Genomic DNA, 13,013 nt, shown 5'->3' with positions numbered 1-13,013 from the left:
TTATAAACATACCAAAATTTTAAATATTGAAAAAGAGTTCTTACAGAGTAAAGAATACACATGCGGTCCGGCAGCTTTAAGATATTTGTTATTTCTATATGGATATAATATTTCTGAAAATACAATATCTTTAATTGCAGGGGCAGAACAAAAAGGGACAACACTTTTTGGACTTAAAAAAGCTGCAGAAATAATAGGATTTGAAGGGGTTGGTTTAAAAGGTAATTTTGAGAGTTTGAAAATAACAAGAAAACCTGTTATTGCATACATAAATAATAATCACTATATTGTTATAGAAAATATTAAAAGCAATAATATATATGCATTTGATCCTCAAATTGGTTATGTAAAAGTATATTATTCTGACTTTTTAAAAGCGTGGAAAGGTATATACTTTAAAATTAAAACGTTGAAATTAGAAGGAGAATAAAAATGTTATCTCTTGTTACAGGATTACTCTTTTACTTTTCAAATCCACCATTTAAAATGTTTTTCTTTATTTTTTATGCATTTATTCCATTTTTTTATTATATAAATAATCAAATTCAAAAAAGAAAAATATTATTATTTTCTTTAATAATATCAATAATAAATTCATCCTTTATTTTAACGGCGCAAATAGAGTTAAAGTATAAACTGGTTGGGTTCTCATCGTTTGTTTTAATAATAACAATACTTTTTTATTTTTTTGGTATATTTGTGAAAAAAATTGAAAATTATAATTATAAAACATATAAGAAAATATTTTTGATATCTTCATTCTGGTTATTTGAGGAGTACTTTGCAAGTAAAATATTTATGGATTTACTCCGCATCCTGGTATAGCTTTATATAATATAGAAATATTTCTGTTTTTCTCAAAATATATAGGAATGATAGGATTATCTTTTATTACAACAGCAATAAATTATTGGTTATATTATCTTTTAAAAAATAAAAAATATAAAACATTTTTGATAATTTCATTATTAATTTTTCTCTTGCCTAATATAAGCTTTTTTTCACAAAAAGATGTAGAAGAAATTAATCAAAATAAAATAAAAATTTCAATAATACAGGGAAATATATCTACAAATGAATATAAATTTGCTCAAAGTAATAATGAATTGAGTTATGAAATATTCAAAAAATACATAAATCTTTCATTGAAAAGTATAAAAGAATATTCGCCACATATAATCATCTGGCCTGAAACATCAGTTCATAGATGGATGATGCGGCTACCTGATTATAGAAATGAAATATTAGATTTTGCAAGAAATAATAATATTAATCTAATAATAGGGACACCAGATTTAACTCCTGAAGATAAAGAATACAATTCCATATTTATTATATCAAAAAATGGAAAAATAATAGGAAAATATTATAAAAACAAACTCGTGCCATATTAAGAAAAAGTTTTTGAAAATGGAAAAAATTTAAAAATCATTAATATAGATGGAATAAAAGCAGGATTTGAAATATGTTTTGAAGTAATGTTTCCCAAAATAACAACTGAATTAAAAAACAAAGATACCGATGTAATAATAATAGCAAGCAATAATGGAATGTTTGGTTACAGTATAGTACCATATTTAATATCAACGCACGGAATATTTCGAGCAGCAGAAAATAATATATATGTAATTCAAGCAACAAATTCAGGAATATCGCAGATAATTTCTCCTGAAGGAAAAATATTAAAATCATCAAAACTATATGAAAGAAAAATTATTAATTATGAAATACCAATAAAAAAATTAAAAAAAACATTTTATTCTAAATATGGAATAAAGTTATATTATTTAATGTTCTTAATAACCTTAATAATATTAATCAAAAATAGCGCGCTATTTGTTGTAAAAAACAAAAAATGATGGGAGAATGAAAAAGATAGTGGTATATGCTATTTTGTTGATGATGTTTGTAAACATGGGCCTGTAAATGTTTTTGCTCATTCAAAAACTGTTGATGTAAAAGTTTTTACTGACGATGAAATGAAAAATATTATTGGTGCTGGTAGCAATAATGGTGGGGGAAATACCACTAGTAGAATTGAAAAAGAAATTACATCTATCGCTATTCTTTCTAGAAAATTCTATAATTATACAGTTAAAGGTCAGGCGATGTCCGGCTGGGAATCCGGAGGATCAACTCGTGGAAAAATTCAAACCTCTAGGACTTATACAGGTACTATATATGGAATTTTGTCCGTAGGTGCTGAAGCTTCTGTTAAGGATTTTTTAAAAGCTAATGTTTCTGTAAATGTCGGAAGAAGCGTTTCGGCATCATATACAAATGTATATACTTTTGATTTAAAGCCTTATTTGACAGGAGCTGTTTTTGTGTTACATCACTACAAAAATGAAACAGGAGAAATCCATATTGTTTATGATTGCAAAGAGTATCAAAATAATCAAATTGTTAAAACTTGGAGAGAAGATAGATATAAAACTTATGATGCATATGAACCTATAAAAACATTTTTAAAAGTTTTATATGAACCAAATCCTACTTCTGAATATCATCCAATAATAGAAGATCATGAAAATGCAAAGTTTAGGGTATGGAGGACTCCATGGGAATATTAAAAAATAATTTCCTATAATTAAATTTCAGTAAATAAAATATAATTTCAAACTTATTTAGGGTGTCCACCCTATCGAATTTATTAATAAAAAACATTATACACAGGGGTGAAAATATGAAAAAATTAGTATTAAGTATTATTTTAATATTTTTTATAGGAAAAGTATTTTCTCATGAACTAAAGTATTTTTTTAAAGGAGTAGAACCATTAAATTTAAAACCGTTATATACAATAGCAACGGATAAAAAATATATGTTTTATGATGGATCAGATATTTCAGAAGAAAAGAATATAACTATTCCAGAAGATATTTTTTCTTCTCAATCAATGTATTGGATAATTAGTGAAGATGGAAATAAACTTTATATTTTTGAAAATGTATATACAATCCCAATTATTGAATTTTCAGATCTAAACGAAAATAAAGCATTTGTATATATTATAAATTTAAAAAATGGAGAAATGGAAAAAAGAAATATAGAAAGATTTGCACCACCCCCATTTCCAGAAGGACTTGCAGTTAGAGATATAAAAGAAAAAAATGGGAAAATATACTTTCTTACAAATGCTGGGATAACTATTTTTGATGAAAATTTTAAAATAAAGGATTTTTATATTTTTGAAGATGTTGCAAATAATATAGATAATAATTATGAAAATGGAGAAATTATAATTCCTTACGCACATGGGGATAAAATGATGATTGATAAAAACGAAGATATTCATGTCATAGATATAATTGAAAATAATAATCCAAAAATTATATATAAAAAATTATCATTAATTGATAAAAAGGAAAATTTGTTTGGATATACAATATATAGAGTAAAAAAAGAACAAGAGATAGATAAAGAATTATCTAATACAAATAACTTAGAAGCATTTTTACTAAATAATAATGAAATACCATATTTACTGATATTTGAAGAAAATAAAAATAATCAAGAATATAATCTTTATAAGAAAATTGATAGAATAGCTTTATGGGAAATTACAGAAGATGGAATAACAGAAAAAAATAAAATTATTGATACCAGATATGCTTTCAGATATGAACAAATTATTCCTTCTGCTCAAATTATGGATAATAATTTATATTTATTAACTACTAATCCAAAAATTGGATATACAAATACAGGAAATTTATGTTTTATAAAAAAGTATGAAATTAATAATATGGGCTTAATTGAAAAAAAGGCAAAAATATTTTTAAATTTTGAAGGCAAAGAACCAGTTCAATCATATAAAATTATACCTGCCAAAATGAAGATTAGAAAAATAAATAATATGCTTTATTATTATGTATATGATAAATTTTATAAAAGATTTATCATATTTAAAGAAATAGAATAACAGGAGGTAGAGATGAAAAAAAGTTTTGTTTTATTATTAACAGTTTTTAATTTATTTATTGTTGCATATGGAGAAAATAACATTAAAAATACTTTTTTGTATTATGAAGATGCATATAAATATTATGTCTCAATTTTAAATTCAAACCATGAAATAAAAAACGAAAGCATTCTAGAAAAATATAGTGATTTTTTACCATATATATCATATAATTTTTCTTTTGGCGGGGATAAAATAAGTAAAGTGGATTTAAATACATCATCGATAAATTTTTCATGGAATGTATTTAGATCAGATTTCAGCGATAAAGCACAAATGAATAAATTAAATAAGCAAATAGCAACTTTAAGTGAAGAAAACATAAAGAGAACAATATTTTATATTTTAAAAACTTATTTTATAATGCTTATTATCTTCAAAATTATATAGAATTTTTAGAAAAAGAATATAGTAAATTAAACGATATTCCAATAACAATAAGATTGAAGAATTTAAAAAATATCTAACAAAAAAGAAGCTAGAAATATCATTAAAAGAAAATTATGAATCATTATATAATTATAAAAATATGCTTATAAAAAATTTAAATTTATAAATACAGAAAAAATTTAAGCTAAGATATTCAGAAAAATATTATAAGTTAAAAAAATTCCAAGAAATTATAAAAAATATACAATATAAACCTGTGGAAAGTTTTTTAGAATATAAAATAGTTTATATTACGCAACAACAAAATAATATGGAAAAAAATTAAGATCCAGCAATTATTTTAATGTTAATTTAATCGGAGGATATGACATTTTAAACAACAACTTTTCAATATCATTGAACTTTAATCTATCAGAAGAGATTCCATATTTAAAAATATCCAGTAATGGGAATTATAATGGAGGATATGTGAATTTTAATGGTTCTATAAATCCATATCTTTTTAGTAAGAAAGATGATTATAAAAATTTAAGTGAAGATAATCTTCAGAATACCATTTCTAAAATTATAAATTCAAGAGAAAGTTTAAAAAATGAAATATTAAAAATAGAAGAGGAATTACTATTGGATGAAATTCAGATAAAAATACTTAAAGAAGAACTAAAAAATATAGAATTAGAATGGGATAAATTTGAGAAAGAATATCAAATAGAAAAAATACAATTAGAAAGAAAAATGAAAATAATATATTACAATTTAAAAATTGAAGAGTTCCTTGAAACTTATACCAAAATGAAAAAAACAAACAATCTCTCTTGAAATAAAAATCAATCTCCTGCTTTGTGCAGGAGATTTTTTATTGACATAAAAAATAATATATGATATAATTCACTCAGTGAATGAAAAAGGAGTGAAATTATGTTTAATTTTGAAGATTATACGTTTTTTAATCCATCTCCAAATTTTAGAGAATTAATGATTTTACAAATAATATCCAAAAATGAAAATGTTTCACAAGAAATGATAGCAAAAACAGTAGGTATTGTTCCATCTATGGTAAACAGGTATTTAAAGGACTTTGAGGATAAAAAATATATTATAAAAACAGGTGAAAACAGAAGAAAAATGAATTATGAAATTACCGCAGATGGTAAAAAAAGATTACAGTTTTTAACTGTATCTTTTATTAATGAAGTATCTAAAATATATGCTGAAACAAAAAAATCATTTAATAAGGTTTTAGATAAAATTGAAGATATGGGATATCAAAATATATTATTATATGGAGCAGGTGTTGTTGGAGGTATTGTATTAAAAGTATTAACAAGTGAAAATATTAATGTTATTGGGTTTATTGATGATTCTATTTCAAAACAAGGAGATAAAATCCATGGTATTAATATATATTCTCCAAAAGAAGTAAAGAACATGGAATATGATATGATTATTATTGCTTCATTTAGACATTCTGAAGATATATTAAAAAATGCTAGAGAAAATGAATTATCAAACATATATATATTTAATATAGATGAAACAGGAAATGTTTCATTAGAAAAGGGGGAGTAATATGAAAATACCTTTATTTGATATGACTAGGCAATATGAATCTTTTAGAGATGAAGTTTTAAATACTTTGGATAACATATTTAAAACAGGTAAAGTAATTTTAGGACCTCATGTTAAAGCACTGGAAGAAGAACTGGCTAATTATGTAGGAACAAAATATGCAATTGGTGTTGCTAATGGTTCCGATGCTTTATTTTTATCTGTTAGAGCATTAAACATAAAAGAAGGAGATTATGTTATTACAACTCCTTATACATTTTTTGCTACAGCTAGCTGTATAACTAGAAATGGTGCAACTCCAATATTTGTTGATGTTGAAGAAAAATATTATAATCTTGATCTTGATAAGGTTGAAGAAATTTTAAAAACTCATCCAGAAAAAGAAAAGATAAAGGCTATAATTCCAGTACATTTATTTGGAAAAACAATTGACTTAGATAGACTTCAATATTTTAAAGAAAAATATGGAGTATATATTATAGAAGATGGTGCTCAATCCATTGGATCTAAATGGAATGAAAAAAATGCTTTTTCTTTTGGTGATTTAAGTATAACATCATTCTTTCCAACAAAAAATCTTGGAGGATATGGGGACGGAGGAATGATATTTACCAATAATGAAGATTTAGCTAACAGGATAAGAAAGTTAAGAGTACACGGCTCCGCTAGGAAATATTACCATGATGAAGTAGGTTTTAATTCAAGGCTAGATGAAGTTCAAGCTGCAATACTTAGAATTAAATTAAAACATCTTGATGAATACATAGAAAACAGAATTAATGTCGCAAAAAAATATGATGAGTTATTTAAAAAATATAATTTAACAGATTATATTGATTATCCAGAAGTTTTTGAAGATAAATCACATGTATATCATCAATACGTTATTACATTAAAAATAGGAAATAGAGACGAATTAAAAACATTTTTAACAGAAAAAGAAATTGGAACTTCTATTTATTATCCAAAAGGATTACATCAACAAAAGTGTTTTGAATATTTAGGTTATAATGAGGGAGATTTACCAATAACAGAAAAAGCTACAAAATCAACATTGGCATTACCAATATTCCCAGAATTAAGAAATGATGAAATAGAATATATTGTAAAATCAATATATGAATATTATAAAAAGTAGGTAGATAGCTACCTACTTTTTATATAACACTATTCCATGAGTATCAATATGTTTTTTTAAATCTAAATTATCTATTTTATTATAATCAACAATATCAAAAAAATAAGGTAAATATGTTTTTAAAAACTAATTTTTAATAGCAAATCACGTGTAATTTCTTTTCCTTTAATAGCAAGATCTATATCAGATCCTTTCTTATAATTCCCCATAGCTCTGCTTCCAAAAATAAAAACTTCTTCTATTTCTGGAATAGTTTTTATATAATCTATAATGATTTTTAAATGTTCTTCTTTTAAACCAAAATTCATTTCTTTAACTCCTTTAACATGTTTTCATAAAATTTATCTAATTTGGGTAAATATATTTCTTTAATTTTTTTCACTAGCTCCATTGCAGTATTTTCATCATATACTGTCAAATTTCTATCTTCTAAAGCTTTGAGCCAATACTCCCCATTATCTATAATTTCAAGTTGAAATGCAAGTTTTATAGCTTCTCTTGGACTTTTTACGAGATACCCATTGTACTCTAAAAAGTCTTTTAATACTTTCCAGGATAATTCAAAAGACATTTCAAAAAATTGTATAATTCCTGCTCTATCTAATTCATCCATATCTTCCATATTGATATATTTTTTTAATAACTTATATGATTTTTCAAAATTTTGAAATCTTTGCTTCCAACGTATATCTTTTTTATTCATTAAAATCTCTCCTTTTATAATATATATTTATTATACCAAAAAAATAGTTCTTTAATTGTATTATAACAGATAAAATTTCTCTGATTTTTAAAATTAAATTCAACAAAAATAGATGACATATATATGTATAAAATATATAAAAAATGGCCAGTATATATAAAATACATATAGGAAGTGTGTGATATGGCATATTATGAATACGGTTACGGAAGAGAAATGTGACTTGGTAGAGGTGGTAGTAAATAAATATAACCCAGTAGAAAATCTACTGGGTTATATTTATTATAATTATTACATTTGTGCTAAAGCATCTTCTGCTGCTAAAGTTAATGGATAAGATGTTGGACCAGCTGTTAATAACGGGTGAGTCCCCACTTGCATTTTTATCAAATCTTTTATATTTACTTCTTTTTGAATTGCTAAACTCACAACATTTATCAATTCACCAACACTCTTTCCACCAACCATTTGAGCACCTAATAACAAACCACATTCTTTTGAGAATATTAATTTCAGTGATATTTTTGATGCATCTTCAAATTTTCCAGGATGTCTATCAATAACCTCTGCTCTACCTACTATTATATCAAATCCTTCTTCTTTTGCCATTCTCTCTGTAATACCTGCAGCTGCAAATGTTTTACTTCCTATAACTGTTGAATATACATTTAAAGAGCCTTTTACTGTTCTCAATAATTTTAATTTATATAAATTATTTGCAGCAATTCTTGCATCAAATACTGCTGCAGATGCTAACATTAATCTTGATGGTTTTCCAGTGAAGAAATCTTTATGTTGTACACAATCTCCAGCAGCATAGATATCCTCTACAGATGTTCTCATATAATCATCAGTTTCTATATATCCTAATTCTGTAACCTTTAATCCCATTTTTTTAGCTAATTCTGTATTTGGTTTATAGCCAGTTGCTAAAATTACTACATCTGCTGGTATTTCTTCACCATTATCTAATATTACTTTTTCTACTTTTTCATTTCCGTATATTTCTTTTACTATAGTATCAGTTAATACAGTTACATTATCATTTTCAATTTCTTCTTTTGCAATATCTCCAAAATCAGAATCAAAAGATGCTGGCAATAATGAATCCCTTGCTTCTATTAATGTTACATTTTTCCCTGATTTTTTTATTTCATCAGCTACTTCTACTCCAATAAATCCTCCACCAATAATAACAACATTTTCAGCATTTTTTATTTTTTCGTGAACTGTACCTAAATACTTGTAATTTTTTGGTATAGTATATACATTTTCTAAATTATGACCAGGTATTGGAATAATAAACGGTGTTGATCCTGTTGCAATAACTAATTTTTCATAATAATATTCTTTTCCTGATTTTGTAATTATTTTCTTTTCATCAATATTGCCATCTACAACTTCATCAATTAATAATTCTATATTCATAGCTTTAAATTTTTCTTCAATTCCCATATAATCGCTTTCAACATTTCCAAGAGTATGAAAAATATATGGTATTCCACATGGAACTAATTCTTTTTCTAATTTCTTTATTATTAATATCTTCTTATCCTTATATAATTTCCTTGAAGAAATTGCAGCAACCAATCCGGCCGCACTACCTCCAATAACTACTATATCATATTTCATTATAACACCTCCAAAAGTTTGTTATTTTTTTATCAATGTATAATAAAATTATATCCTTAATTTTGACATTTTTATTCTATCAAAAAATGTATATATATACATAAAATATATATTAAGGATTATAAAGTTTATATTAAAATTAGAATATTATAAATTTCTAATATTTATTTATTTATAAATATTTTATTTTTCTGAAATATAATTAATAAAAATGATATAATATATTAGGGAGGTGGAATTATGTGGTTATTAATTTCTGATACTCATGACAATATTCATAAAATGAAAGAAGTAGAAAAAATAATTGAAAGAGAAAATATTACAGCGGTTTTTCATTGCGGGGATTTCGTTGCACCATTTGTATTACCATACATAATTAAAGATGGTATAGATTTTTATGGTGTTTTTGGTAATAATGACGGTGAAAAATTATTATTAAGTGAAAGGTCAAATAGAAGAATATTACCTGGTCCTAGAGAAATAAATATTGAAGGTAAAAAAATACTAATGATGCATGAACCTTATGCTTTGCGCGCTGCTGAAAAAAGTGGTCTATATGATTTTGTATTTTTCGGGCATACCCATGAAATAGTGAGTAGAAAAGAAAATGGAACTGTTGTTGTAAATCCTGGTGAAGGCTCTGGATGGCTTAGCGGAAGAGCAACAATAGCATTAATTGATCCTGTTGATAAGGAAGTAAATATATTGGAAATATGAAAACAAAAAAGCTCCCTTTAGGGAGCTTTAATTAATACTATGGAGCGGAAAACGGGATTCGAACCCGCGACCCCCTGCTTGGCAAGCAGGTGCTCTACCACTGAGCTATTTCCGCATACATAATAATTTGGTGCGCGAGGTGGGACTTGAACCCACACGGGTAAATCCCACTGGATTCTAAGTCCAGCGCGTCTGCCAATTCCGCCACTCGCGCGTTGGCAGAGATATAAAAAACTGGTGACCCGCCTGGGACTCGAACCCAGGGCCCCTTGATTAAAAGTCAAGTGCTCTACCGCCTGAGCTAGCGGGTCACGCTCAATCACGATTATTATTATATATCATTTTTTTCATTTTGTCAAGTTAAGAAAAGATTTTTTTATTTAAGAAAAGGAGAATTTTATTTTTCTATATATTTAATCTAAACAAGTAATATCGATTTAGTAATTTGATATTATCATTATATATAAAACAATATTTATTATTATATATCATAAGTATTTTCTAAATTTCAAATAAGCTATTGTAATTTTTTTGTAATAATATAGTGATATAATATGACTAATAGGTCATATGACTATATGGTCATAAGGAGTGATAAAATGCCTAAAAAAACTTTTTTTAACCTTCCTGAGGAAAAGAGAAAAAAAATAATGGATGTTGCTCTTGAAGAATTTAGTAACAATTTATTCTCTAAGGTCAGCATAAATAAAATCGTGGAAAAGTCTGGAATATCTAAAGGAAGTTTTTATCAGTATTTTAATAATAAGAAAGACTTATATAAATATATATTAGATCAAATATTTAAATTAAAAATGGAATATTTATCAAATGCAATAAAAGGAAGAGATACAAATGATTTTTTTGAATCATTTGAAGCCATGATAGAAGCAGGTTTTAAATTAACTTTAGATTATCCATTATATGCAAAAATTGGGCAAAATTTTATGTTAGAAGATGAAAAGATTATAGCTGAAATTACTGGAGAATATTCTACTCAAGGAGACGATTTTGTTTTTTCATTATTAAAAAAAGCACAAGATAATGGTGAAATATATGAACATATTGATTTAAAATTGGTCTCTTTTCTAATTTCTAAAATATCTCTTTTTATATTAGATTATATAAAAATTAATAATGAAAGTATGGATTATGGAAATATTAAAAATATTCTTAATGATTTTATGTTTATCATTAAAAATGGAATAAGGAGGGGTAAAGATGATTAAAATTAATAATTTGAAAAAGTATTATGGAAAGCATAGGGGAATTGAAGATGTTTCATTTGAAATTAAAGAAGGAGAAATATTAGGATTAATTGGACCAAATGGTGCAGGAAAAACAACAACTATTAGAATATTAACTGGATTTTTAAAACCTGATAGTGGAGAAGCTTTAATAGACGGTAAAAAAATGCCATATGAAGTAGATTTCGTTAAAGAAAATATAGGTTATATTCCTGGTGAAGTAAATTTTTATGGTGATATGAAGATATCAGAATTTTTAGAATTTAATAGATCGTTTTACAAGAACATAGATAGAGAATATGAAAAAGAAATTATTGAATTATTAGGAATTGAAGTAAATAAAAAGTTTAAAGCTCTATCTCTTGGAAATAAGAAAAAAGTAGCTATATTACAAGCTTTAGTTCATAAGCCTAAATATTTAATTTTAGATGAGCCTACTAATGGTTTAGACCCATTAGTTCAACAAAAATTCTATGATTTAATAAAAAGGCATAAAGAGATGGGGGCGGTAATCTTATTTTCATCTCATATATTATCAGAAGTAGAAAAATTATGTGATACATTTGCAATGATTAAAGATGGATCTGTAGTAAAATCAGGTTCAATAGAAGGATTAAAAGATATTTCAAAAAAGATAATAAACGTATATAATTTAAAATTCATTGATGAATTAAATAAATATAAAAACTCAAAAAATAAAAATACTTATACATTTGATGTAAAAAGTATTGAATTAAAAAAATTCTTAGAAGATTTAGTAAAAACAGATTTTTCTGATATAGAAATTAAAAACCCTGCTTTAGAAGATATTTTCTTAGAGCTATATAAATAAGGGGGTGCTGATATGAATTTAATAAAAAAAGAATTTAAATTCAATTTTAAAAATCTTTTTATCTGGATTATAGTAATTACTTTATTTAATTTAATGTTTATAAGTTTATCTGATATTATAAGCGAAGAAAATTCAGCTTTTATGAATTTATTAAAAAGAATGCCAAAAACTTTTCTTGATGCTTTTAATATGGATCCAGAGACATTATTAAGACCTGAAGGAATGTTAGGTACCGAAGGTATGACCTTTATGTTCATATTTTTTGGATTATATGCATCTATGTTAGCTAGTAAACTATTCGCAGGAGAGTATGATAATAAGACAATAGAATATTTATTAATAAAACCATACTCTAGAAATAAAATATTCTCACATAAGGTTTCAATAATATTAATCAACACAATAATATTATTTTTAGTTTTTTTAGGAACTGAATTCTGGTTCTTCAATCAATTTGTTGAGAGAGATTTTAGTAATAATGTTTTATTTGCATTTGCTCTTTATTTATTAGTTATAGAATTCTTTTTTGCTGCTATAGCAACATTAATTTCAACTCTAATTAAAACAAGAAAATTAACTAATTCAATATCATTAGGATTATTATTTTTTATGTATTTTGGATATACTGTTACCGAAGGGGTACAAAACACAGAATTATTAAGGAAATTAAGCGTATTTTATTATATTCCAGTTAGAGATACTTTAAAAAACGAAACCGTATATTTATTAAACTCATTTATTATTATTATCATTGCATTTATAGTTTTCTTTGTTTCTCAGAAGATTTTTGAGAAACAAGATATAAGCGTATAGTCTCCGGTAAT

14 protein-coding genes, 3 tRNA genes and 1 pseudogene are annotated in these 13,013 nt (G+C 25.0%); 12 read left to right on the top strand and 6 right to left on the bottom strand.

Annotation, left to right across the window (positions count from 1 at the left end; all coding sequences use genetic code 11):
- The 8 genes and pseudogenes from AS160_RS09260 to AS160_RS09220 form a co-directional block, all read left to right on the top strand.
- On the top strand, positions 1 to 430 hold a 430-nt coding region (locus AS160_RS09260), incomplete at its 5' end, for a cysteine peptidase family C39 domain-containing protein (protein ID WP_241244256.1).
- A 442-nt stretch (positions 431 to 872) separates the two neighbouring features.
- Positions 873 to 1,859 (top strand): annotated as a pseudogene (locus AS160_RS11420) (apolipoprotein N-acyltransferase).
- A 120-nt stretch (positions 1,860 to 1,979) separates the two neighbouring features.
- On the top strand, positions 1,980 to 2,573 hold the full coding sequence (locus AS160_RS09245; protein ID WP_165148067.1) for a hypothetical protein: 594 nt from the start codon (positions 1,980 to 1,982) through the stop codon (positions 2,571 to 2,573).
- A gap of 113 nt (positions 2,574 to 2,686) precedes the next feature.
- A complete protein-coding gene (locus tag AS160_RS09240) occupies positions 2,687 to 3,925 on the top strand; it encodes a hypothetical protein (RefSeq protein WP_165148064.1) in 1,239 nt (412 codons plus the stop codon).
- A gap of 12 nt (positions 3,926 to 3,937) precedes the next feature.
- Complete coding sequence (locus AS160_RS09235) at positions 3,938 to 4,354, top strand: TolC family protein (protein WP_165148061.1); 417 nt, start codon at positions 3,938 to 3,940, stop codon at positions 4,352 to 4,354.
- Between the two features lie 396 nt (positions 4,355 to 4,750).
- Positions 4,751 to 5,173 (top strand): hypothetical protein, encoded by a 423-nt coding sequence (locus AS160_RS09230; protein WP_165148058.1) that lies wholly within the window; start codon positions 4,751 to 4,753, stop codon positions 5,171 to 5,173.
- A gap of 99 nt (positions 5,174 to 5,272) precedes the next feature.
- Positions 5,273 to 5,923 carry a MarR family winged helix-turn-helix transcriptional regulator gene (locus tag AS160_RS09225; RefSeq protein WP_165148055.1) on the top strand — a complete coding sequence of 217 codons (651 nt, stop codon included), beginning with the start codon at positions 5,273 to 5,275 and terminating at the stop codon, positions 5,921 to 5,923.
- Position 5,924: 1 nt separating this feature from the next.
- Positions 5,925 to 7,061, top strand: coding sequence for a DegT/DnrJ/EryC1/StrS family aminotransferase (locus AS160_RS09220; protein ID WP_165148051.1), 1,137 nt, complete (start codon positions 5,925 to 5,927; stop codon positions 7,059 to 7,061).
- 119 nt (positions 7,062 to 7,180) lie between these two features.
- Here AS160_RS09220 and AS160_RS11305 read toward each other — a convergent pair whose 3' ends face one another.
- The 3 genes from AS160_RS11305 to AS160_RS09205 form a co-directional block, all read right to left on the bottom strand.
- On the bottom strand, positions 7,181 to 7,369 hold the full coding sequence (locus tag AS160_RS11305; protein WP_206528164.1) for a nucleotidyltransferase domain-containing protein: 189 nt from the start codon (positions 7,367 to 7,369) through the stop codon (positions 7,181 to 7,183).
- The gene (locus AS160_RS09210) at positions 7,366 to 7,764 is read right to left on the bottom strand and encodes a nucleotidyltransferase substrate binding protein (RefSeq protein WP_165148048.1); all 399 of its coding nucleotides are present in this window, start codon (positions 7,762 to 7,764) and stop codon (positions 7,366 to 7,368) included. The genes AS160_RS11305 and AS160_RS09210 overlap by 4 nt, the downstream gene beginning before the upstream one ends.
- A gap of 291 nt (positions 7,765 to 8,055) precedes the next feature.
- Positions 8,056 to 9,396: an FAD-dependent oxidoreductase gene (locus AS160_RS09205; RefSeq protein WP_165148045.1), complete on the bottom strand. Its 1,341-nt coding sequence runs from the start codon at positions 9,394 to 9,396 to the stop codon at positions 8,056 to 8,058.
- 240 nt (positions 9,397 to 9,636) lie between these two features.
- Here AS160_RS09205 and AS160_RS09200 point away from each other — a divergent pair, with 240 nt between their 5' ends.
- Complete coding sequence (locus AS160_RS09200) at positions 9,637 to 10,113, top strand: metallophosphoesterase (RefSeq protein ID WP_165148042.1); 477 nt, start codon at positions 9,637 to 9,639, stop codon at positions 10,111 to 10,113.
- Positions 10,114 to 10,153: 40 nt separating this feature from the next.
- Here AS160_RS09200 and AS160_RS09195 read toward each other — a convergent pair.
- From AS160_RS09195 to AS160_RS09185, 3 genes are all read right to left on the bottom strand, one after another.
- A tRNA-Gly gene (locus tag AS160_RS09195) sits at positions 10,154 to 10,228 on the bottom strand.
- Between the two features lie 13 nt (positions 10,229 to 10,241).
- Positions 10,242 to 10,327 (bottom strand) — tRNA-Leu (locus tag AS160_RS09190).
- A gap of 21 nt (positions 10,328 to 10,348) precedes the next feature.
- A tRNA-Lys gene (locus tag AS160_RS09185) sits at positions 10,349 to 10,424 on the bottom strand.
- Positions 10,425 to 10,712: 288 nt separating this feature from the next.
- Here AS160_RS09185 and AS160_RS09180 point away from each other — a divergent pair.
- From AS160_RS09180 to AS160_RS09170, 3 genes are read left to right on the top strand one after another with little or no spacing between them, the layout of a single operon-like run.
- Complete coding sequence (locus tag AS160_RS09180) at positions 10,713 to 11,339, top strand: TetR/AcrR family transcriptional regulator (RefSeq protein ID WP_165148039.1); 627 nt, start codon at positions 10,713 to 10,715, stop codon at positions 11,337 to 11,339.
- On the top strand, positions 11,332 to 12,189 hold the full coding sequence (locus AS160_RS09175) for an ABC transporter ATP-binding protein (RefSeq protein WP_165148036.1): 858 nt from the start codon (positions 11,332 to 11,334) through the stop codon (positions 12,187 to 12,189). Before AS160_RS09180 ends, AS160_RS09175 begins: the two co-directional genes overlap by 8 nt.
- Positions 12,190 to 12,201: 12 nt before the next feature.
- A complete protein-coding gene (locus AS160_RS09170) occupies positions 12,202 to 13,002 on the top strand; it encodes an ABC transporter permease subunit (RefSeq protein ID WP_165148033.1) in 801 nt (266 codons plus the stop codon).
- Positions 13,003 to 13,013: the final 11 nt, after the last annotated feature.

This window comes from Marinitoga sp. 38H-ov, from assembly GCF_011057715.1.
Lineage (GTDB): Bacteria > Thermotogota > Thermotogae > Petrotogales > Petrotogaceae > Marinitoga.
This window is presented reverse-complemented; position numbering and strand designations above follow the sequence as displayed.

What these genes read in the sequence shown, in the direction of transcription:
- AS160_RS09245 (WP_165148067.1), top strand. Translation starts at nt 1,980, where the DNA reads ATGAAAAATATTATTGGTGCTGGTAGCAATAATGGTGGGGGAAATACC.
- AS160_RS09240 (WP_165148064.1), top strand. Translation starts at nt 2,687, where the DNA reads ATGAAAAAATTAGTATTAAGTATTATTTTAATATTTTTTATAGGAAAA.
- AS160_RS09235 (WP_165148061.1), top strand. Translation starts at nt 3,938, where the DNA reads ATGAAAAAAAGTTTTGTTTTATTATTAACAGTTTTTAATTTATTTATT.
- AS160_RS09225 (WP_165148055.1), top strand. Translation starts at nt 5,273, where the DNA reads ATGTTTAATTTTGAAGATTATACGTTTTTTAATCCATCTCCAAATTTT.
- AS160_RS09220 (WP_165148051.1), top strand. Translation starts at nt 5,925, where the DNA reads ATGAAAATACCTTTATTTGATATGACTAGGCAATATGAATCTTTTAGA.
- AS160_RS11305 (WP_206528164.1), bottom strand. Translation starts at nt 7,369, where the DNA reads ATGAATTTTGGTTTAAAAGAAGAACATTTAAAAATCATTATAGATTAT.
- AS160_RS09210 (WP_165148048.1), bottom strand. Translation starts at nt 7,764, where the DNA reads ATGAATAAAAAAGATATACGTTGGAAGCAAAGATTTCAAAATTTTGAA.
- AS160_RS09205 (WP_165148045.1), bottom strand. Translation starts at nt 9,396, where the DNA reads ATGAAATATGATATAGTAGTTATTGGAGGTAGTGCGGCCGGATTGGTT.
- AS160_RS09200 (WP_165148042.1), top strand. Translation starts at nt 9,637, where the DNA reads ATGTGGTTATTAATTTCTGATACTCATGACAATATTCATAAAATGAAA.
- AS160_RS09180 (WP_165148039.1), top strand. Translation starts at nt 10,713, where the DNA reads ATGCCTAAAAAAACTTTTTTTAACCTTCCTGAGGAAAAGAGAAAAAAA.
- AS160_RS09175 (WP_165148036.1), top strand. Translation starts at nt 11,332, where the DNA reads ATGATTAAAATTAATAATTTGAAAAAGTATTATGGAAAGCATAGGGGA.
- AS160_RS09170 (WP_165148033.1), top strand. Translation starts at nt 12,202, where the DNA reads ATGAATTTAATAAAAAAAGAATTTAAATTCAATTTTAAAAATCTTTTT.